Origin of the sequence: Burkholderia sp. AU31624, assembly GCF_020420065.1 — a bacterium.
Lineage (GTDB): Bacteria > Pseudomonadota > Gammaproteobacteria > Burkholderiales > Burkholderiaceae > Burkholderia.
The window spans coordinates 411,009-430,993 of the sequence record NZ_JAIZRT010000002.1; the positions used below are offsets into that span (position 1 = coordinate 411,009).

Annotated in this window: 20 protein-coding genes; 6 read left to right on the top strand and 14 right to left on the bottom strand. The window is 69.3% G+C overall.

The features are described from left to right. Positions 1-74 precede the first annotated feature (74 nt). Complete coding sequence (locus LGM89_RS07150; protein WP_226272698.1) at positions 75-2,093, top strand: LssY C-terminal domain-containing protein; 2,019 nt, start codon at positions 75-77, stop codon at positions 2,091-2,093. Between the two features lie 16 nt (positions 2,094-2,109). Here LGM89_RS07150 and LGM89_RS07155 read toward each other — a convergent pair whose 3' ends face one another. The 5 genes from LGM89_RS07155 to LGM89_RS07175 form a co-directional block, all read right to left on the bottom strand. Next, positions 2,110-2,439, bottom strand: a complete 330-nt coding sequence (locus tag LGM89_RS07155) for a DNA-binding protein (RefSeq protein WP_011356110.1) — start codon at positions 2,437-2,439, stop codon at positions 2,110-2,112. Next, positions 2,436-2,768, bottom strand: coding sequence for a type II toxin-antitoxin system RelE/ParE family toxin (locus LGM89_RS07160; protein WP_048020341.1), 333 nt, complete (start codon positions 2,766-2,768; stop codon positions 2,436-2,438). Before LGM89_RS07160 ends, LGM89_RS07155 begins: the two co-directional genes overlap by 4 nt. Positions 2,769-3,121: 353 nt before the next feature. Further along, on the bottom strand, positions 3,122-3,676 hold the full coding sequence (locus tag LGM89_RS07165; RefSeq protein WP_226272699.1) for a protein tyrosine phosphatase: 555 nt from the start codon (positions 3,674-3,676) through the stop codon (positions 3,122-3,124). A 211-nt stretch (positions 3,677-3,887) separates the two neighbouring features. After that, the gene (locus LGM89_RS07170; protein ID WP_226272700.1) at positions 3,888-6,338 is read right to left on the bottom strand and encodes a flavin-containing monooxygenase; all 2,451 of its coding nucleotides are present in this window, start codon (positions 6,336-6,338) and stop codon (positions 3,888-3,890) included. Further along, positions 6,325-8,040, bottom strand: coding sequence for a GMC family oxidoreductase (locus LGM89_RS07175; protein WP_226272701.1), 1,716 nt, complete (start codon positions 8,038-8,040; stop codon positions 6,325-6,327). The genes LGM89_RS07170 and LGM89_RS07175 overlap by 14 nt, the downstream gene beginning before the upstream one ends. A 336-nt stretch (positions 8,041-8,376) precedes the next feature. Here LGM89_RS07175 and LGM89_RS07180 point away from each other — a divergent pair, with 336 nt between their 5' ends. Both LGM89_RS07180 and LGM89_RS07185 read left to right on the top strand, forming a co-directional pair. Then, positions 8,377-9,408, top strand: coding sequence for an AraC family transcriptional regulator (locus LGM89_RS07180; protein ID WP_089497632.1), 1,032 nt, complete (start codon positions 8,377-8,379; stop codon positions 9,406-9,408). 55 nt (positions 9,409-9,463) lie between these two features. Beyond that, the gene (locus LGM89_RS07185; protein WP_226272702.1) at positions 9,464-9,973 is read left to right on the top strand and encodes a GNAT family N-acetyltransferase; all 510 of its coding nucleotides are present in this window, start codon (positions 9,464-9,466) and stop codon (positions 9,971-9,973) included. Between the two features lie 16 nt (positions 9,974-9,989). On the opposite strand, the gene LGM89_RS07190 is transcribed toward LGM89_RS07185, so the two are convergent. The 3 genes from LGM89_RS07190 to LGM89_RS07195 all read right to left on the bottom strand — a co-directional run bounded on the left by LGM89_RS07190 (position 9,990) and on the right by LGM89_RS07195 (position 11,971). Beyond that, positions 9,990-10,943: a leucyl aminopeptidase gene (locus tag LGM89_RS07190; protein ID WP_226272703.1), complete on the bottom strand. Its 954-nt coding sequence runs from the start codon at positions 10,941-10,943 to the stop codon at positions 9,990-9,992. A gap of 58 nt (positions 10,944-11,001) precedes the next feature. Beyond that, entirely contained in the window at positions 11,002-11,124 is a 123-nt protein-coding gene (locus tag LGM89_RS37135; protein WP_006766865.1) for a hypothetical protein, read from the bottom strand. A gap of 391 nt (positions 11,125-11,515) precedes the next feature. Further along, positions 11,516-11,971 (bottom strand): Lrp/AsnC family transcriptional regulator, encoded by a 456-nt coding sequence (locus LGM89_RS07195; RefSeq protein ID WP_011356102.1) that lies wholly within the window; start codon positions 11,969-11,971, stop codon positions 11,516-11,518. 117 nt (positions 11,972-12,088) lie between these two features. On the opposite strand from LGM89_RS07195, the gene LGM89_RS07200 reads away from it, so the two are divergent. Beyond that, on the top strand, positions 12,089-12,634 hold the full coding sequence (locus tag LGM89_RS07200; protein ID WP_089497628.1) for an RBBP9/YdeN family alpha/beta hydrolase: 546 nt from the start codon (positions 12,089-12,091) through the stop codon (positions 12,632-12,634). A gap of 226 nt (positions 12,635-12,860) precedes the next feature. After that, complete coding sequence (locus LGM89_RS07205) at positions 12,861-14,129, top strand: YbfB/YjiJ family MFS transporter (protein ID WP_089497627.1); 1,269 nt, start codon at positions 12,861-12,863, stop codon at positions 14,127-14,129. A 20-nt stretch (positions 14,130-14,149) separates the two neighbouring features. On the opposite strand, the gene hpaC is transcribed toward LGM89_RS07205, so the two are convergent. Continuing rightward, a complete protein-coding gene (hpaC, locus tag LGM89_RS07210) occupies positions 14,150-14,695 on the bottom strand; it encodes a 4-hydroxyphenylacetate 3-monooxygenase, reductase component (RefSeq protein ID WP_226272704.1) in 546 nt (181 codons plus the stop codon). Positions 14,696-15,047: 352 nt separating this feature from the next. Between hpaC and LGM89_RS07215 the strand changes: the two genes are divergently transcribed. Then, entirely contained in the window at positions 15,048-15,680 is a 633-nt protein-coding gene (locus LGM89_RS07215) for a response regulator transcription factor (protein WP_011356098.1), read from the top strand. A gap of 52 nt (positions 15,681-15,732) precedes the next feature. On the opposite strand, the gene LGM89_RS07220 is transcribed toward LGM89_RS07215, so the two are convergent. From LGM89_RS07220 to LGM89_RS07240, 5 genes are all read right to left on the bottom strand, one after another. Beyond that, positions 15,733-16,476 (bottom strand): SDR family NAD(P)-dependent oxidoreductase, encoded by a 744-nt coding sequence (locus tag LGM89_RS07220; protein WP_089497625.1) that lies wholly within the window; start codon positions 16,474-16,476, stop codon positions 15,733-15,735. 59 nt (positions 16,477-16,535) lie between these two features. Next, positions 16,536-17,660, bottom strand: a complete 1,125-nt coding sequence (locus LGM89_RS07225) for an amidase (RefSeq protein WP_226272705.1) — start codon at positions 17,658-17,660, stop codon at positions 16,536-16,538. Positions 17,661-17,698: 38 nt separating this feature from the next. Continuing rightward, on the bottom strand, positions 17,699-18,217 hold the full coding sequence (locus LGM89_RS07230) for a nuclear transport factor 2 family protein (protein WP_226272706.1): 519 nt from the start codon (positions 18,215-18,217) through the stop codon (positions 17,699-17,701). Positions 18,218-18,225: 8 nt separating this feature from the next. Continuing rightward, positions 18,226-18,603, bottom strand: a complete 378-nt coding sequence (locus LGM89_RS07235) for a hypothetical protein (protein WP_011356094.1) — start codon at positions 18,601-18,603, stop codon at positions 18,226-18,228. A gap of 95 nt (positions 18,604-18,698) precedes the next feature. Beyond that, the gene (locus tag LGM89_RS07240) at positions 18,699-19,892 is read right to left on the bottom strand and encodes an acyl-CoA dehydrogenase family protein (RefSeq protein WP_226272707.1); all 1,194 of its coding nucleotides are present in this window, start codon (positions 19,890-19,892) and stop codon (positions 18,699-18,701) included. Between the last annotated feature and the right edge of the window lie 93 nt (positions 19,893-19,985).

Sequence of the window (19,985 nt, forward strand, 5' to 3'; positions counted from 1 at the left end):
CGCCCGATGAACCTTCACGCTGCCACCACCGGCCCGGCGTTCGCACGCCGGCGCGCTCCGCCGAGGCGCGCGCGATGAGCGGCACGATCCACGCGTGGATCGGCGCGATCGGCGCACATCCGCTGCTCGTGCTCGCGATCGTGTTCGTGACGGCGTGCGCCGAGGCGATCGCGCTGATCGGCACGGTCGTGCCGGCCGGCGCCGTGATGTTCGCGGCCGGTGCGCTGATCGGCGCGGGCGCGCTCGACGGCTGGACGACCATCGGTGTCGCGGCGGCCGGCGCCGTGATCGGCGACGGGATCAGCTATGAACTCGGGCGGCATTATCGCGGCGTGATCCGCAACGCCTGGGCGCGCTTCGGCTACGCGGCCGCCTTCGCGCGCGGCGAGGAGTTCGTGCTGCGCCATGGCATGAAGAGCATCGTGCTCGCGCGTTTTCTTGCGCCGGTGCGCGCGGTCGTGCCGGTCGTGGTCGGCTGCGCGACGCTGCCGCGCCGGTCGTTCTATCCGGTCAACGTCGTCTCGGCGCTCATCTGGGCGCCCGTGCACGTCGCGCCGGGCATCCTGTTCGGCGCGTCGGCCGCGCTGGCCGCGGCGATCAGCGTGCGGGTCGCCGTGATCCTGCTGGTCGTCGCGGCGCTCGTCGCGCTCGTGTGGATCGGCGTGCGGGTCGCGTTGCGGCGCGGCTGGCCGCTATTGCGCCGTGCGCTCGTCGAAGGCGTGCACGCCTGCGCGCGCCGCTGGCCGCGGTTCGGTGCACGGCTGCACGACACGATCGCTTACGTGCGCGGCCTGCCCGGCGCGGTGCCCGTGCTCGCGCTGCTGTTCATCGGCTGCGTGTGGCTGTTCGCGGGCCTCGTGCAGGATGTCGTCGCGAACGATCCGCTGATGCACGCGGACATCGCGCTGTATGCGTTCCTGCAGAACCTGCGCACGCCGCCGGTGGACGCCACGATGCGCGCGCTTGCCGTGCTGCACGGGCACGACACGGGGCTGATCGTCGCGGCCGCGTTTCTCGTCTGGCTGATGATCCATCGCTGCTGGCTGACGGCCGCGTGGTGGCTCGCGACGGTCGGCGTCGCCGTCGTGCTCGGGCCGGTGTTCGGCGCGGGCATACCCGGCGCGACGCCCGCGAGCCTGCCGCCCGGTGCGCCGCATGTGCCGCTGCCCGATGCCGAAGCGGCGTTCGCGATTCTCGCGAGCAGCGGCCTCGGCTGGGTGCTCGCGCGCGACCGGCCCGCGCGGTGGCGGATCCCGGTCGTCACGGCGGTGGTGTTGTGGATCGTGCTCGGCGGCTTCGCGCGGCTGTATGTGGGCGACACGTGGCTGTCGGGCCTGCTGGGCGGCTGGAGTCTCGGGCTCGCCTGGTTCGCGCTGCTGGCCGGCGCCTATGCGTACTGGCGCGTGCGCGAGCACGTGCAGCCAAGGGGCGCGCTCGTCGCGGTGACGGTGGTGCTCGCGACGGCCGGCGTATGGACGGTTCCCGCGCAATGGCAGCTCGACCGCGCGGCGCGCCCGCATGTCGGCGACGTGGTCGCGATGACCGTCGACCAGTGGCTGCGCGGCGGGTGGCAGCGTGTGCCGGTGCGGCGCACCGAAATCGGCGGCGACCGCGAGGAATATCTGCCGCTGCAATGGAGCGCGACGTCGGACACGCTCGACCGGCATCTCGCGCAGGCCGGCTGGCAGCGCGCGACGCCGTGGTCGCCGGCCACCGTGCTGCGCTGGCTGCTGCCGCAGGCGCCGGCCGATGCGCTGCCGGTGCTGCCGCGCTACACGCACGGGGAAAGCACGCGCCGCGTGTTCGTGCGCGTCGATCCGGGGCAACCGGCCGGCCGCCTCGTGCTGCGGCTGTGGCGTTATCCGTACGTGCTGCAGGACGCGCTCGGCATGCGGCCGCTGTGGTACGGCGCGCTGTATCGCGAGACGCTGCACCGGCCGGCGCGACTGATGACGATCGTGCGCACGACGACGATCGACGATGCGGCGACGATCGCGAAGGCGCTGTCGGTCGAGCCGGCGATCGAGCATCCGCCGGCGGGGATGACGAACGCGCCGGCGGAGATGCTGCTGGTGTGGATGGTGCGGCCGTGAGCGGGCGGTGTGACGCTTACGCGTGCGCCGGCTGTGCGGGGACGACGGACAGGCGCAGGCCGACGGTCTTGAGCACCGCGAGCAGGGTTTTCAGTGTCGGGTTGCCATTCGGGGAGAGCGTGCGATACAGCGATTCGCGGCTGATGCCGGCTTCGGCCGCGACGGCGCCGAGACCGCCGTACGCTTCCGCGACCGTCCGCAGCGCGAGCAGGCCGGCCGCGCGGTTGTCGGGATCGTCGAGCGACTCCATCGCGACGCGCAGATAGGCCACCGCGAGTTCGCGGTCGGCGCCGAGTTCGGCGACTTCCGCGTCGTGGTGCGATACCGCACCTTTGAGCTTGGTCATGTTTGCCTCCGTTTCCAGTTCGACCAGTGTTCCTTGGCGCGCCTGATGTCGTCGGGTTGACTGCTTTTGTCGCCGCCTGAAAGCAACAGCACCAGTGCGCCGCCGTACCGCCCGAAATACACGCGATAGCCGGCGCCGACGTGGACGCGCAGTTCGATCACGCCTTCGCCGACGGGCTCGCAATCGCCGAAGTTGCCGGTCTGCACGCGGCGCAAGCGTTCGCGAATCCGTGCCTGCGCAAGCTTGTCGCGCACGGCGTTCAACCATTCGGTGAAGGGCTCGCGACCATCGTCGCGCTGGTAGCGAAGAAGTTCGAACTTGGAGAGCATTGTAACTTATAAGCTACAAAAAAGGGAGTAGGGTAAATGGCGTTGTCGTGCGAGCGGCCGGGTGGTGCGCGCGGGGGCGTGCGCGCATTGCCGAATCGGGGCGACACACGACATCGCACGCGCGTTGCTGCGCGTACGGTGCCTTCGAAGTGCGGGATGTCAGGCCGCGAAGCCGGCTTCCCGGACGAAGATCATTCTTTCATCCGGTGCGCAGGATGACGATTCGGCCGGATGGCCAAAGTCAATGTCCCGGCGACGGGCATGCGGTGGGTGGGGTGGTTGGGGGGCAACGTGAACAGCAAACCTGTCGGTGCCGGCGCGTCGCGCCAGGCGAGCCGACAGGCCATCTGACATTACTGCTTCGCCGGCGCGGCCGTCGCGATCTTGTCGAGCGCCGCCGGGATGTACGTGTCGAGCTGCGCGGTGACCGATTCGTAGAAATCGATCGGCTTGCCCCACGCATCGGGCACGTCGACGTGCTTCCCGGACGCATACTCGGCCAGCGTGAACACCTTGCCGGCGGCCGACGGATAGAGCGCGAGCACCTTCTCCTTATGTTTGTCGGTCATCGTCAGGATCACGTCGGAATGCTTGACGTCGTTGGCGTTCAACTGCATCGAACGGTGCGCGGTCGTGTCGATGCCACGCCGCTTCATCAGGATCACGCCGTTTTCCTCGGGTTTTTCGTCATACGGATCTTCGTCGACCGCACGTGAAATCACCGCGATGTGCGCGTGGCGTTGCGCGATCAACTGGCCGGCGATCGCTTCGGCCATCACGCTGCGCCCGGTGTTGCCGGTGTCGACGAACGCGACCTTCTTCGGCTCGTCGGCGAACGCCGACGTCGCGCACTGGATGCCGACGCAACAGAGCAGGGCCAGCGTGTTGAGGGTGTGCCTTCTTTTCATGATGTCTCCGCGAGGGTGGGGAACCCCGGCGGCGCGCCGGGGCTTGCGGGAGATCATGACGGCCGCATGCGACGGAAAAAAATAAACGGCCGGTTTTTGCAAGACGACGTCGCTTCGTGGCAAGCGGGTTCGCTGACGGCGCATGCACCGCGCATCCGACCGGGGAGGCCGCGAACCACGGCCCCGATCGCGGCGCGTGACTGCTTCGTCGTCACGCCTTCATCGCCACCCGTTGCGCCGCAAACCCCGCCAGCGTCCGCAATGCATCGCGTGCCGACCGCAGGTAAAACGCCTGCAGATGAAACACATGCCAGCGCGCCGCATGAACCTCAAGCCGGCACGGCACGCCGCAGGCCCGCGCATGACGGGCGAGCCGCTGCGCATCCGACAGCAGCACCTCCTGGTCGCCGGCCTGGACGAGCATCGGCGGCAGGTCGCGCAGGTCGGTATCGAGCGGGCCGCGGGCGGCCACGGAACCGGCGCCGTGATACCAGCGCAGCCCCTGTTCGAGCCAGCCGCGACGGATCATCGGATCGTCATGACGGCGCGACGCCAGTGTCGCGCCGCCGAGCGCGGGATCGGTCACCGGCGAGATCAGCAGCAACGCGGCGGCGGCTGGCTCGCCGCGCTCGCGCAGCGCGATGGCCAGCGCGAGCGCCAGCGCACCGCCGGCCGAATCGCCGGCGATCACGATCCGGTGCGGCGCATGACCCTGAGCGCGCATCGCGTCATAGACGGCCAGCGCATCGTCGAGCGCGGCCGGGCTCGGATGCTCGGGGGCCAGCCGGTAATCGGGCACCCACACCGGCAGGGCGGCCTCGTTCGCCAGCCGCGTCGTCACGCCGCGATGCGTGTGCGGTCCGCCGAGGCAGAATGCGCCGCCGTGCAGATAGAGGATCGCGCCGCCCGTGTCACCGCGACTCGGCGCGACCACTTCAACCGGCACGCGATGCGCGGACGTACGGTAGCGCAGTGTGCCGCCCGTACCCGGCATCAGCGGCGACAGCAGCGCGACCACGCACCGCTGCATGCGCGCGCCGAACGGCGGCCCGATCAGCGGCCGGAACGCGACGCGCAGGAAGCCGCGCAGCGATGCGGCGGTCAGTGCCTCCAGCCGGCCGGCGGGCGGCGCGATCACCACGTCGCGCGCCGGTGCGACCGACTCGGGCAACGGATGCGTGAAGCGGTACGCGCCCATCCCGGTGACGCGCGTGATCCACCGGTAGGTCAGCGTGAAGCCCGGCCAGTTCGTGCTGTTGTGGCCCGACGCATCGACGTACCAGCTCTTGCAGCTGTTCCACACCGAGCCTTCGAGCCGCTGTTGCACATGCACGTTGAAGCGCCGGTAGCGGCGTGCATCGACGTCGATCTCGCGCGCGCCATCGCGCCGCATCGTGCGCAGGCAACGCATCACGTGCGCGATCTGGCTTTCGAGCATGTAGACGATCGAGTTGTGGCCGAGGTTGGTGTTCGGGCCGTACAGCATGAAGAAGTTCGGAAAACCGGGCACGGTGAGCCCGAGATACGCCTGCGCGCCGCGCCGCCATGCGTCGTTCAGGTCGAGCCCGTCGCGGCCGGTGATATGCATCGGCGACAGGAACTCGGTCGCCGCGAACCCGGTGCCGTAGATGATCGCATCGACCGGATGATGTACACCGTCGACGGTCTCGATGCCGTCCTCCGTCACGCGCCGGATCCGCTGCGTGACGAGTTCGACGTTGTCGCGGCTCATCGCGGCAAGGTAGTCGCTCGACAGCAGGATGCGCTTGCAGCCGATCGGGTAGTCGGGCGTGAGCCGCGCACGCAGCGCGGGGTCCGGCACGTCGCGTGCGAGCAGTGTGTGAAAGGGCTGGCCGACCGCGACCTTCATCAGCTTGTGCAGGCGCGTGAACGCGATCGCGCGCGATTCGTAGCGCAGGTAGATCGATGCGCGATGCAGCTTCATCGCCCACGGCAACCGGCGGAACAGCGCTTTCTCCCACGGGCGGTACGCGCGGTCGGGGCGCGGCATCACATAGGCCGGCGAACGCTGGAATACAACGAGCTGCTTCACGTCGCCCGCGATCGCGGGGACGAACTGGATCGCCGACGCGCCGGTGCCCACGACCGCCACGCGTTTGCCGGCGAGCGAATAGTCGTGATCCCAGTGCGCGGAGTGGAACGCGCGGCCGCGAAACGTGTCGATGCCGGGCAGGTCGGGCATCGCGGGGCGGCTCAGCTGCCCGGTGCCGCTGACGAGCACGGCGGCGCTGAGCGTCGTGCCGTCGGCGAGCGTGACGCGCCACAGCGCGGCGGCTTCTTCGTAGCGGGCGTGCGCGACTTCGGCGCCGAAGCGCAGGTAGCGCGCGAGGCCGTACTTGCGCGCGCAATGCTGCAGGTACGCATGGATTTCGGGCTGCGGCGCGAACACGCGCGACCACGCCGGATTGGGCTCGAACGAGAACGAGTACAGGTGCGAGGGCACGTCGCAGGCGGCGCCCGGGTAGCGGTTGTCGCGCCACACGCCGCCGACATCGTGCGAGCGTTCGACGATCGCGAAATCGTGGATGCCGGCACGTTGCAGCGCGATCGCCATGCCGATGCCGGCGAAGCCGGCACCGATGATGATCGCCGCGAGCGGTACGGTGGATTCGGCGGCGCGAGCGGTATCAGGCGACAACATGGCGGGTTTCCTCGGGCTGGATGGCATCGTGCGCGGCACTCGCGGCAGGAACTGTGTCGAGATCCGTCGTCATCCTGACGGTTTCGCGTTGCGGTTGTGCGGATGTGCGGCACACGCCCCGCATCAGGTCGACGGCCTTCTCGGCGATCATGATCGTCGGTGCGTTGGTATTGCCGCCGATGAGTGTCGGCATCACCGACGCATCGACGATGCGCAGCCCCTGCAGGCCGCGCACGCGCAGTTGCGGATCGACGACGGCGAGCGCGTCGTGCCCCATCCGGCACGTGCCGACCGGGTGATACACGGTGTCGGTGCGCCGCCGCAGCACGTCGCGGATGTCATCGTCGGTGTCGGCGTTCGCGGTGAACAGGTCGCGCGTGGTCCAGCCGGCGAGTGCCGGCGCTTCCATCAGCCGTCGTGTGAGGCGGAAGCCCGCGACCATGTCGTCGAGGTCGCGCGGATCGTCGAAGAACGCGGGATCGATGCGCGGCGCCGCGAGCGGATCGGCACTGTTCAGCGTGACCGAGCCGCGGCTGCGCGGCCGCAGCAGGCATACGTGGCACGACAGCCCGTGGCCGGCGTGCAGCTTGCGCGCATGATCGTCGACGAGCGCGACGACGAAGTGCAGCTGGATGTCCGGCGCGTCGAGCTCGGCGCGCGTCTTCAGGAAGCCGCCGCCTTCCGCGAAATTCGACGTCAGCATCCCGCGCCGTTCACGGCGAAAACGCGCCAGCTCGCGCAGCATGCGCAGGCCGCCGCCCACGGACACGCCCATCGTGTCGACGCTGCGCGTGCGGTAGCCGAAGATGAAATCCGGATGATCCTGCAGGTTGCGGCCGACGCCGGGCAGGTCGGCGTGCACGGCGATGCCCTGTTGCTGGAGTTCGCGGCCCGGGCCGACGCCCGACAGCATCAGCAACTGCGGCGTTTGCAGCGCGCCGGCCGCGAGCACGACTTCACGCCGCGCGCGCAGCGTGCGGACCTCGCCCCGCTGCCGCACCTCGACGCCGATCGCGCGCGTGCCGTCGAACAGGACGCGCAGCACCTGCGCGTGCGTCTCGACCGTCAGGTTGTCGCGGCGGCCGATGTGCGGCAGCAGGTATGCGCGCGCGGCGCTCCACCGTTCGCCGTGCTTCTGCGTGACCTGGTAGAGGCCGATGCCTTCCTGCTGCGCGCCGTTGAAATCGTCGGTGAGCGGCAGTCCTGCCTGCCGCGCGGCTTCCAGGTAGCGCGCATGGAACGGGTTGCCGGTGCGCAGGTCGCTCACCCACAGCGGGCCGTCGCGGCCGTGCCACGCATCGTCGAAGCGCTCGTTGTGCTCGCTCAGGCGGAAGTACGGCAGCACGTCGTCGTAGCTCCAGCCTTCGTTGCCGAGCGCGGCCCAGCCGTCGTAGTCGACGCGATGGCCGCGGATATAGACCATCGCGTTGATGGCCGACGAACCGCCCAGCACCTTGCCGCGCGGCTGGTAGCCGATGCGCCCGCCGAGGCCCGGCTGCGGCACCGTGTCGAAGGCCCAGTTGTTGATGCGGGTCGGCATCATCGCGACCGCGCCGGTCGGCACGTTGACGAGCGTGCCGTCGCCGCGGCCGCCGGCCTCGAGCACGCAGACGGTCACGGCCGGGTCCTCGGTCAGCCGCCCGGCGACGACGCTGCCGCCCGAACCGCCGCCCACGACGATGTAGTCGAAAGTCTTGCTCATGGATTGGTCCTCCGAGGGTCGATGGATCAAGCGGGGCGCGGCTGCGTGCACGGGCGGCCGGCGTGCGGCAGGCGGGGCGCGAGCGGCGGGGCGGGGTCGCGGCCAAACGCGGCGAACGCGAGGAACGCGACGAAAGCGTCGCGCCGGCATGCGAAGCGGGCTGCGGGATCGGTCGGGCGACTCGGTCGCATGGTGTCTCCTCCGGAGGGCGATGGCGTCGTTCGGATGACGACTGGTTGACGCCGATGGTGCTGGCCGCATGGGAAAACACCAATGCTGCTTCGGGACAATTGTTTTAGTATTTGGGCCAAATCGGCGCTTCGAGGGTTTCTCCGCATGAGCTTCTGGGATTTCACCCGGAGTCCGGCCAGCGCCCGGCTGCTGGTCGATTTCGGCGACGAACGCGGCGTGCCGCACACGACGCTGCTGGCCGGCACCGGGCTCGCCAACGCACAGCTCGACGATCCGAAGGTCGAGGTGACGGCCGCGCAGGAACTGCGGCTGACCGGCAACCTGCTGCGCGCGCTCGGGCGCGCGCCGGGCCTCGGGTTCGAGGTCGGCCAGCGCTATCACTTCTCCGCCTACGGCGTGTGGGGCTACGGGCTGATCGCGAGCGCGACCGCACGCGACGCGCTCGCGCTGGCGCTGCGCTTCCTGCCGCTCACCTATGCGTTCACGGTGATCACGTACCGCGAGGAAGGCGGCACGTGCGTGCTCAATTTCGGCGCGCCGGAACTCGATGGCACGCTGAGCCGGTTCCTGGTCGAGCGCGACATGACGGCCGCGGCCGTGCTGCTGCAGGAAATCGGCGACGACACGTTCGCGTTGTCGCACTTCACGGTGCAGGCGGCGCGCACGCCGACCCTGCCGGTGCCGCGCATCGCCGGCGTCGAACCCGCGTTCTCGGCGCGCGCGAACCGCCTTGCTTTCGACCGCGCGTTTCTCGACCGGCTGCTGCCGCACGCGAATCCGCTGACGGTGTCGATGTGCGAGCAGATGTGCGGCCAACTGCTCGAAGCGCGGCGTGCGCGCGTGGGCACGTCCGAGATGGTGCGCCAGTACCTGAGCGCGACGCCCGGCCCCGCGCCGTTCTCGCTCGAGGACATGGCGCGGCTGATGAACACGAGCCCGCGCACGCTCAAGCGCCGACTGCAGGAGGAGGGCACGACGTTCCGCGCCCTGCTTGCGCAGGCGCGTGGCGCGATGGCCGAGGCGCTGCTCGGCGACGCGCGCCTGTCGCTCGCGGAAGTGGCCGAGCGGCTCGGTTTCAGCGACCTGTCGAGTTTCTCGCAGGCGTTCAAGCGCTGGTACGGCGTGCCGCCGGGCGCGTATCGCAGCGCGGCGCAACGGGACGGCAGCCGTTCCTGAATCACGGTACGATCGCCGGCATGCCTGCCGACATTCCCATCACGAGAGACTTCGCATGATCACGATTCGCCCGATGACCGACGACGATTTCCCGCGCTTCTGGCCGACCTATCGCGCGATCGTCGCCGCTCAGGAAACCTATGCATTCGATGCGGCGCCGACACAGGAAGCGGCGCGCGCACTGTGGCTCGATGCGCCGCTGTGCACGTGGATCGCCGAAGAGGACGGCGTGGTCCTGGGCTCGTACTACCTGAAGGCGAACGCGGGCGGCCCCGGCGATCACGTGAGCAACTGCGGCTACATGGTGAGCGAGGCCGCGCGCGGCCGCGGCGTCGCGCGCCTGATGTGCGAGCATTCGCAGCATGTCGCACGCGAGCGCGGTTTCCTCGCGATGCAGTTCAACTCGGTGGTGTCGACCAACGAAGTGGCGGTGGCGCTGTGGCAGAAGCTGGGATTTGAAATCGTCGGCCGGTTGCCGCGTGCGTACCGTCACGCGCGGCTCGGCTTCGTCGACAGCCTCGTGATGTTCAAGTGGCTCGGCGACACGGCGGCCGCCGAAGCCTGAGCACGCAGCTGCTTCGTCAGACGGCGAACGCGCCGTCGAACACGATCCGGTCGTCGAGCGCGAGCGTGCCGCGCGCGAAGATCAGGTCGAGATGGTGGCTGCCGTTTTCGCCGCCGCCGAGCCCGAGATGCAGGCCCGGATGGCGTTCCTCGAACCCCGCGTTGCGGCCGTACAGCCCGCGAATCCCGAGGTTCGTGCCGATGCCGAATTCCTCGATCCGCCGGTGATTCGGATGCCGGTCGAGATAGGTCGAGAAGTCGCGCCGGAAACCTTCGTTGTCCGTGTCGAACCCGACGACCGTACTGTTCTCGACCTGCAGCGTGGCGAGCTGCTCGGCCACCTTGTACTTGATCGCGAACGGCACCGTGCCGAGAAACGTGCCGCTGAAGACGACCGAGCCGTTGAGGTCGGTGACGTGCGTCGCGATCTCGCCGGGCACGACGTCGAGGTTGCCCATGCCGTCCACGCTCGTCCATTTCTGGTCCGGCGCGAGCGAGCCCGTCAGCGTGTTGCCGGATTCGTCGATGAAGCGGATCCGCGACGCGTGTGCGGCCGCGTCGATCAGCCGGCCGTTGCGCGCCGCGATGTCGTCGAGCGATTCGGCGAATGCCTCGTCGAGATGCGGGCCGTAATCCTTGAACAGCACCGACTTGCTCCAGTGCTCGACGATCGCGGGGCGGATCGCGGCGAGGAACGGCGGCCCGCTCGGCGACGGCGTCGGCAGGCACGACGAGTCGTACAGCAGCACGAACAGATCGGCGCGATCGAGCGCGGCGGCGATATCGGCGGGTGGGGTGCTTTCGAGGCAGAGGGTGGTCGCGTCGAGCGAATCGGGCAGGGCGGAAAACGCGCGCAATGCGATGTCGCGGTTGCGGGTGTCATGGCCGACCAGCAGTTTTCCCGACTCGCCGCGCGCGAGCTTGTCGCGCAGCGCGGGGTGGAAGCCCAGCGCGCGATGCAGGTTCAGCATGCGTGTCTCCGGAAGCGGCGGAAGGGCCACAGCCCTTCCGCGAGAACGGGTGGCCCGCTCAGACCGGCCAGAGCGCGGTGCCGAACGGCACCACGGCGTCCTCGACCATCATGTCGACGGCCTCGGGGTGCGTGTCTTCCTGCATCCAGTCAAGCAATTCGATCTGCTGGGTGTCCTGCATGTCAATTCTCCTGTGGTGAACATGAGTGATTCAACATGAAAGCGCGGCTAAAAAGTTGCCACTCCTCATCACGCATTTCGTGAATGCGCGGCGAGTGGCGTTGATATTAGTCTGACGAATTTGCGAATGCAATGCGTTGCAAGGTTTTTAGCCGAAGCGTGCTAAACACGGGGGATTGGCGGGGCGCATGACGTAAAGCACGGATAAAGCGAATGGCGGATTCGATGTCATTTTTTCAATGACCGGAATTCCAGGCGTTGCATTGCATTCGGCGATTTTTCATCGGAAATTCGATCGCCGCGACCGTCGTGATCGATGGCGTTCGCGGCAACCCTGCCTGCGCGCGAACGCGTCGCCGCTCATCGGTAGCGCATCAGCGGCCCGATGCGCGTCAACCGAGCAGCGCCTTGCCGAGCGGCTTGGCCGGCTCGGATCGCAGCACCAGCGACGTCGTGACCGCGCCGAAGCGGGCGATCGCATCGATGATGGTTTCCAGTTGCCCCGGTGTCGGCACCAGGACCTTCAGCAGGAAGCAATCCTCGCCGGTCATCCGGTGGACCTCGATGACGTGCGGCATTTCCGCGAACGCGCGCAGCGCAGGCTTGATGTGTTCGTGCGTGGTCTTCAACCGGATGATGGCCATCATCCCCAGCCCCAGCGCGGCCGGGTCGATCCGCGCGCCGTAGCCCGCGATGATGCCGCGCTCTTCCAGCCGCTTGACGCGCTCCGACGTAGCCGGCTGCGACAGGCCGATGCGGCGCCCCACTTCCGACAGCGGCATCCGTGCATTTTCCTGAAGCGCCTCGAGGATCGACAGATCCAGGCGATCGAGCTCTCCGTTCGACATGTCCGCTTTCCCGCTCCGTTAATTCATCGGCATATTGTCTCAATATCCGATGATTTGCCATTCCCGGCCGGTTTCCGGCAAGCCAGACTCTGAGCTCACTCATTCATGGAGACGGAGATGGACCAGACGATCGTGATCGTGCCGGGGATCGGTAACTCGGGACCGGATCATTGGCAGAGCCACTGGGAGGCCGCGCTGCCGGGCGTGGTGCGCATCGCGCCTGCGTCATGGGATGCGCCCGACCTGCGCGACTGGATGGCGGCGCTCGATGAAGCCGTTGCGCAAGCCGCGACGCCGCCGGTGGTGATCTGTCATTCGCTGGGGTGCCTGCTGTTCGCGCACTGGCGGGCGGCGTCGACGCGCGTCGTGCGCGCTGCGTGGCTCGTGGCGGTGCCCGATCCGGGCGGCCCGCGTTTTCCGGTTGCCGCCCGTGCGTTCGCGGATGTGCCGGCGGGCGATTTCGGCGGCTTGCCGGTGCTGGCGATCGCCAGTTCGGATGACGGGTACGACCCGGCCGGGCGCGGCATTGCATGGGCGCAAGCGCGCGGCGCGACGCCGTTGCTGCTCGGCCCGCGCGGCCATCTGAATACGGAAGCGGGATTGGCGGAATGGCCCGAGGGACGCGCGTTGTTCACGGCTTTCATGGCGGGATTGCGGGGGTAGCGCGGGCAAGCGGCCGACGTGCTCTCGCGATGGCTTGCGGCGGGCGATGCATGGACGAGCCGGCTGCCGCGGCCGGGCTCCTGTCGACAACGCATGCCGGCCCGCGACGGCTCAAGTATGATCGGTCGACAGAATCGGAAGCCTCGACAGTTGGGATTGCCCCGTGCGGAACACCGGTTCCGCCGTCACGACTGGCCGCGGCTTCGAACGACCAAGGAGACATGCGATGCGCGCAGCGCCGCAACCGGAGCAGGCCGGCCCGTCGCGGCCGGACACCGGCGCGACCAGCCCCTTCCCGGAACGTGACCCCGATCGCATCGCCGCGTGGCGGCTCGCGATCTGCCTGTCGTTCGGCAGCGCGATTGCGCTCGGCCTCGCGCGCTTTTCGTATGCGCTGCTGCTGCCGCCGATGAAGGCCGATCTCGGCTGGACGTTCGCGCAGGCCGGCGCGCTGAACACGGCGAACGCGGCCGGCTATCTGGTCGGAGCGCTCGCGTTTCCGTTGCTGTCGCGGCGCTGGAGAGCCGGCTCGCTGCTGGCGACCGGATGCGTGTTGACCGCGTTGCTGATGGCCGCGTGCGGGCTCACGTCCGGCATGCATGCGCTGCTCGTGCAGCGGCTCGCGACCGGCGTCGGCAGCGCGCTGATCTTCATCAGCGGCGGCGTGCTGGCCGCGCGGCTCGCATCGGCATCGCCACGCGATGCGGGCTTGCTGCTCGGGCTCTACTACGGCGGCACGGGATGGGGCGTCGTCGCATCGTCACTGCTCGTGCCGGCGACGCTCTCACACGGCGACCATGGCTGGCAGCCCGCGTGGTTCGCGCTCGCGTTCGCGTGCGTGCTGTTCTCGGCCGTGGCCGTGTCGGCCGCGCGTCGCATCGAGCGCATGCACGCGGCACCGACTGCGCCGCGCGGCGGTGCGGCGCTGGTCGCGACCGCGAGCCCCGCGCGCTTCGCGCTCGCGCTCGCCGGCTACGGCCTGTTCGGCGTCGGCTACATCGGCTACATGACGTTCATCGTCGCGCTGCTGCGCGGCGCGGGGATGAGCGGCACGGTGGTTGCCGCGTTCTACGTGATGCTCGGCGTCGCGACCGTCGTGTCGGCGCGGCTGTGGTCGGGGCTGCTCGACCGGATGCGCGGCGGCCAGGCGCTCGCCGTGCTCAACGCGCTGCTCGGCATCGCGACGCTGATGCCGGCGATGTTCGTGCATCCGGCGGCCGCGTTCGCGTCGGGCGTGCTGTTCGGCGCGACGTTCCTGTCGGCCGTCGCATCGACGACGGCTTTCGTACGCCACAACCTGCCGCCGGACGGCTGGGCGAAGGGGATCAGCGCGTTCACGACGGTCTTCGCGTTCGGGCAGATCGCCGGGCCGGTCGCGATCGGCTGGGTGTCGGATAGTGCCGGGCTCGCACGCGGGCTCGTGTATTCGGCGCTGACGCTGTTCGCGGGCGCCGCGCTCGCGGCCGGGCAGCGCGCGTTGCGGGCCGCCGCGTAATCACGCTCTAAACACGCCATTCACCGCACGCACGCCGTGCGCGACACGCGATGAAACGCACGGCTGAAGTAGATCAGGCTGTCGCCGTCGTCGCGCACGCGGATCGACGTCGCCTCGATGAACATCACCGAATGCGAGCCGACTTCCTTCATGTCGGCGATCGTGCCCTGCAGGCTCGCGAGCGCGTCGCGCAGCACGGGCACGTCCTGCTCGCCGCGATCCCACACGGGCAGGTCGAAGCGTCGCGCCATCGGCAGGTCGGTGAGCCCTGCGAAATGCCGCGCGAGTTGCTCGTGTTCGGCCGGCAGCACGTTGATGCAGACGTGGCGGTTGCGTTCGAACGTCGCCCGCATCGCGCTCGACCGGTTGAGGCACACGAGCAGCGTCGGCGGCGTGTCGGTGACGGAGCACACGGCGCTCGCGGTGATCCCGCAGCGGCCGTGCGGCCCCGCGGTGGTGATCACGTTGACGGCCGCGCCGAGGTGGGCCATCGCTTGCCGGAAGGCCTTCTGCGCGTCGCTCGGCTCGATGCGTGCCGGTCGCTGGATATCGGTCGTGGAAGACATGGGCGCTCCTGGTTGGACGAAAGCGGCGATCGCTTGGCGCTGCCGGTGCAGCGCCGGATCACCGACGATGACCCAAGCGTACGACGCGAAAATGCCGGCGACCATTCGCACGATTGACGATGGAGATGGCGTTCTCGCCAACGCGTCTAAAGGTTCTACCTAGATGCGCGGCGCACCGCGCGAAAAAAAGCGCGATTGCACGTTCATACGGCGCGTGAAAGGGTTTTCAGCGGGTTTTCGGCTCGTTATGATGTGCCGCACACCCCCAGCGAACGACGCGCGCGACGCGCCGGAACCGGCCCCGTATGCGGCGCGTGCGATACCGATACCGATATTCAGTGAGACACCCGCGATGACGTCACCCGCACCGATCGTATACATCGTCGACGACGACAACGGCATGCGGACGTCGCTCGCGTGGCTGCTCGAATCGGTCGGCATCGCGTCCGAAGGATTCGCGAACGCCACCGATTTTCTCGCGCGCTTCGACGTGAACCTCCCTGCGTGCCTGGTGCTCGACGTGCGGATGCCGGAGAAAAGCGGCTTCGACGTGCAGGCGGAACTGAACGCGCGCGGCGCGACGCTGCCGGTGATCTTCGTCAGCGGGCACGGCGATATCCCGATGTCCGTGCGCGCGCTGCAGAACGGCGCGATCGATTTCGTCGAGAAACCGTATAACTCGCAGCAGATGCTCGAGCGCGTGCAACGCGCGCTGCGGCTCGCGCAGCAGCGGCATGCGGTGAGCCAGCGTCACCGCGAGCTGCGCCAGCGGCTCGATGCGCTGACCGCGCGCGAGAAGGAAGTGCTGCGCGGCGTGGTGGACGGCAAGGGCAGCAAGCAGATCGCGTCGGACCTGTCGATCAGCGTGAAGACCGTCGACGTGCATCGCGCGAGCATCAAGGAGAAGCTCGGCGCGACGTCGATCGCCGCGCTCGTGCGCGATGTGATGGTCGTGTGGGGCGACGACGGGGAAGCGTCGCGATAGGGCCTTGCCGGGGTTCGGCGAAGCGCTGCACGCAGCGCTCGACGCGCGACGCTCAGCGCATGTACAACCCGCCGTTGATGTCCCAGCACGCACCGTTCGCGAAATGCGCGTCGCCCGACGCGAGCAGCACGGCGGCGTCCGCCACGAACCCGGCCGAGCCGAGCTTGCCGCCCGGCAGGCTCGCGAGCACCTGGCGCAGCTTCTCCGGTGCGACGCTTTCATACACGATCGGCAAATCGAGCGGGCCGGGCGAGATCGCGTTGACGGTCACGCCCTGCGCGGCGAGATCGCGCGCGAACACCTTGGTCAGCGTCAGCGTGCCGCCCTTCGCGGCCGCGTAGTGCGCGCCGGTCGCCGAGCCGCCGTTCTGCCCGGCGAGCGACGCGATGTTGACGATTCGACCTGCGCCGCGCGCCGCGAAGTACTGGCCGAACACCTGGCAGCCGAACAGCACGCTGCGCAGGTTCACGTCGATCACCTGGTCGAACTGCTCGGCCGTGATCTCCATCGCGGGCACGACCTTCGAGGCGCCCGCGTTGTTCACGAGCACGTCGATCGTGCCCCAGCGCGCGACGAGGGCATCGCGCGCGGCTTCGAAATCGCGTTTCGACGTGACGTCGAGCGGCAGCGCGATCGCGCGTTCGCCGCTCGGGTCGAGTTCGCGTGCGTGCGCCTGGATGGCGTCGGCGGCGATATCGGCCAGCGCGACGCGGTAGCCGGCCGCATGAAAACGTTCGGCGATGACGGCGCCGAGCCCGCGTGCGGCGCCGGTGACGAGGACGACTCGGTCTGACATGGTGTGTGATTCCGTGGTTCGCGAGCGCGCATCGGTCGATGTCGCGCCCGCATCGTGGTTCATGCGGCGAGTGCCGTTTCGAAGTGTGCCGCAATCGCGCAGACGTGTTCGTCCGCACCCTTGCGCCCGACGATCTGCAGGCCGGCCTTCAGCGGCGAACCGGCGAGCGGCAGCGGCAGGCTGAGTGCCGGATGGCCGCTCAGGTTGAACGGCCGGATCAGCGACGACATCGCGATCACCGATACGCCATCGCGCGCCTGCTGCAGCGTGATCGGCAGCGCGGGCAGCGTCGGCAGCACGAGCACGTCCGCGTGTTCGAGCGCGGCGTCGACCTGTGCGATGAAGCGTGCACGTCCGGCTTCGGCCTCTTGCAATGCCGCGGGCGTGGTCGTTGCGGCCGCACGCAATCGGGCATCGAGATCGGCGCCAAGCTTGCCGGTTTCGACGAGATGGCCGAACGCACGCGACGTTTCCGCGTTGATCACGGTGAGCCCGGCGACGAACGACGCCGCCATGTCGTCGAGCACGGCCGCGTGCGCGTGCAGGCCCGACGCGCGTATGGCCGCGTCGAGCGCGGCGGCGATGGCCGGGTCGGCGTCGACCGTGATGTGCGCGACCGTGCAGCCTGCCACGGAGGCCGCGGCTTGCGCACGATCGAAGCCCGGCGCGATCGCGGCCATCACCGCAACCAGCGTGCGGATGTCGCGTGCGAACGGCCCGACGCAATCGAGCGTGGTGTCGGCTGGCGCGACGCCGCGCCGCGACACGCGGCCGAACGTCGGCTTCAGCCCGGCCACGCCGCAGCAGGCCGCCGGCCCGCGAATCGAGCCGCCCGTGTCGGTGCCAAGCGCCGCTTCGACCGTACCGAGCCCGACGAGCGAAGCGGAACCGCTCGACGAGCCGCCCGGAATGCGCGTCGCGTCCTGCGGATTGACGGGCGTGCCCGTGTAGTCGTTGATGCCGGTCATGCCGAATGCGAGCTCGTGCATGTTCGCCTTGCCGGCAATTTGCCAGCCCGCGTCGAGCAGCAGGCGGACGACGTCCGCGTGTTGCGTGGCCGGCGGTGCGTCGGCGAGCGCACGGCTCGCCGCGCGGGTCGGATAGCCTGCGATGTCGATCGTGTCCTTGATCGCGATCGTGGGGCCGGGGCCGCCGAGCGTGAAGGTGTCGATGAAGCCTGTCATGGTCGGTATCGTGAGCAAGCGGTGGAAAGGAGCAGCAATCAGGGCCGTGGCGCGGCGAGCGGCCAGGGGCCGTCGAGCACGCGTTCGGTGCGGAAATGGCGGATCAGCCACGCAGAACCGTTAGCGGCCGGCGCGAAATCGACGGTCAGCCGCGCGGCGATCAACTCGGCCGCGCCGTCCGCGTAGCGCGACGCCTGCAGCATGATCCAGCGGCCACGCGCGCGCGTGTTGCCGGCGCCGATCTCGATCGACTCCGACGTCAGGAAGTGCAGGTTCGCCGAGAAGTGCGGATCGGGCGGCAGGTAGCGGCCCAGCATCGCGACGATCGCGGCGGTGCCTTCGAGGCGGCCGAACTTTTGCGCATACTGCGGGCCGATGCCTTCCCACACGGCGTCGGGCGTGAACAGCCCGGCGAGCGACGGGCCGTCGCCGGCATCCTCGGGCACGTCGCACAGCGCCATGTAGCGCGTGATCGTCGCGCGCACCGCGCGCTCGGCGTCGAGCGCCGCCAGGCGCTGTGCGAGCGCATCGATCAGGCCGGGAGTCAGGTCGGTCATCGCGCGCCTCACGCCGCGGGCTTCGCGGCCGGCGGCACCGTCAGCGCACGGCCGACGCGCGCCTCGATCTTGCCGTAGCGCCACAGGTTGTATTCGCCGACCGGCGTCGTGCGATACAGGTTGCATACGGCGACCGTCGTGTCGAAGTCGGCGACGTCGGCCATGATGTAGAAGGTCCACGGCGCGCCGTCGGCCTGGCCGACCACGAGGCGGTCGTCATCCATCACGCCGAGCACACGCACGCCGGGCATCGCTTCGACGGCAGCGAGCATCGCGCCGTACGCCTGCCATACTTCGCCGATTTTCTCGCGCGGCAGGTCGAAGAAGTTTTGCGACACGCCGCAGCAGAACAGGACGCGCAGCGGCAGCGGATTCGAATCGGACATATCAGGTTCTCCAGAGGAATCGGTGGGGCGCATGAACCGGCCGGCGACGGCGCTTCGGCTTCATGCGCGTTCAAAAGCAATTCGGTCGATGCAGGTTACAGATAGCCCGGGAACGGCGTGACGCCGGTGAACACCGCGCCGGCGCCGTCGAAGTTGCCTTCGCCGAGAAACGCGTGCTGCGTGACGACCATCGCGTCGCGCAGCAGCCGCTGCAGCGGGTGCGTGCGATAGATCGCCGCCGTGCCGCCGAGCCGGTACGCGCGTTCGACGACGCTCGCGCCTTCGCGTGCGATCTGCGTGGCCGCGAGCCGCAGCAGGCTGACCTGGTCGGGCGTCACCGGGTCGCCGGCGAGGATCGATTGCCACACGCCGTCGGTCGCGTCGTAGAAGAACGCGCGCGCCGAGCGCAGTTGCGCTTCGGCCTTCGCGAGTTCGATGCGGTAATACGCACGATCGGCGAGGCGCGGTGCGCCGGTCGTCGTCTGCCGGCCCCCCGACATGCGGTTCACGACGTCGAGCGCTGCGCGTGCGAGGCCGAGGTTCACGACGGCGAGCACCTGCGCCGCATACGCGACGGTCGGATAGCGGTACAGCGGCTCGTCGACGGTCGGCTCGCCGCCGCGCACGAAGGTCCACGCTTCAGGCACGAAGCGGTCGTCCACGCGCAGGTCGTGGCTGCCGGTGCCCTGCATGCCGACCACGCTCCAGTTCTCGACGATCTCGACGTCGGCCGCGCGGAACACGGCCGTGCGCGGCTTGTTCGGCGCGGCGTCCTGTGCGCCCGGCACGGCGATGCCGACGCCGAGCCAGTCGGCTCCCTTGCAGCCGCTCGCGAACTTCCACGTGCCGTTCACGCGCCAGCCACCCGGCGCGGGCTGGGCCGGCTGCACCGGAAACAGGCCGCCCGCGAACACCTGGTCGGGGCCGCTCGCATACAGCTCGGCCTGGGTGTCGAGCGGCAGCGCGGCGAGATACACGTTCGCGGAGCCGAAGCTCGCGACCCATGCGGCCGAGCCGTCGGCGGTCGCGATCCGCTCGATCATGTCGAGGAACGCGGTCGGCGCGAGCGCATCGCCGCCGAACCGGCGCGGCGTGCCCGCGCGATAGATGCCGGCCTGCTTGAACAGCGCGATCACGTCGCGCGGCACGTGCGACAGGCGGTCGAATTCTTCGCGGCGCGCGGCGACGGTCTCGATCACGGCGTCGAGCGGCGACAGCCGGGCGGCCGGTTCGCTGGCCGCGTGGGGAGCGCCCGGTGCGGTGTCGAGGGCAAGGGCGGCGTGGGGCATGGCTGTCTCCTGGGGCGGCTGGGGGTTCGAATGCGGGGTGGTCACGACGATGCAACCAGTCTAGAAACGCCGAAAACACGCAGCAATTGGTGC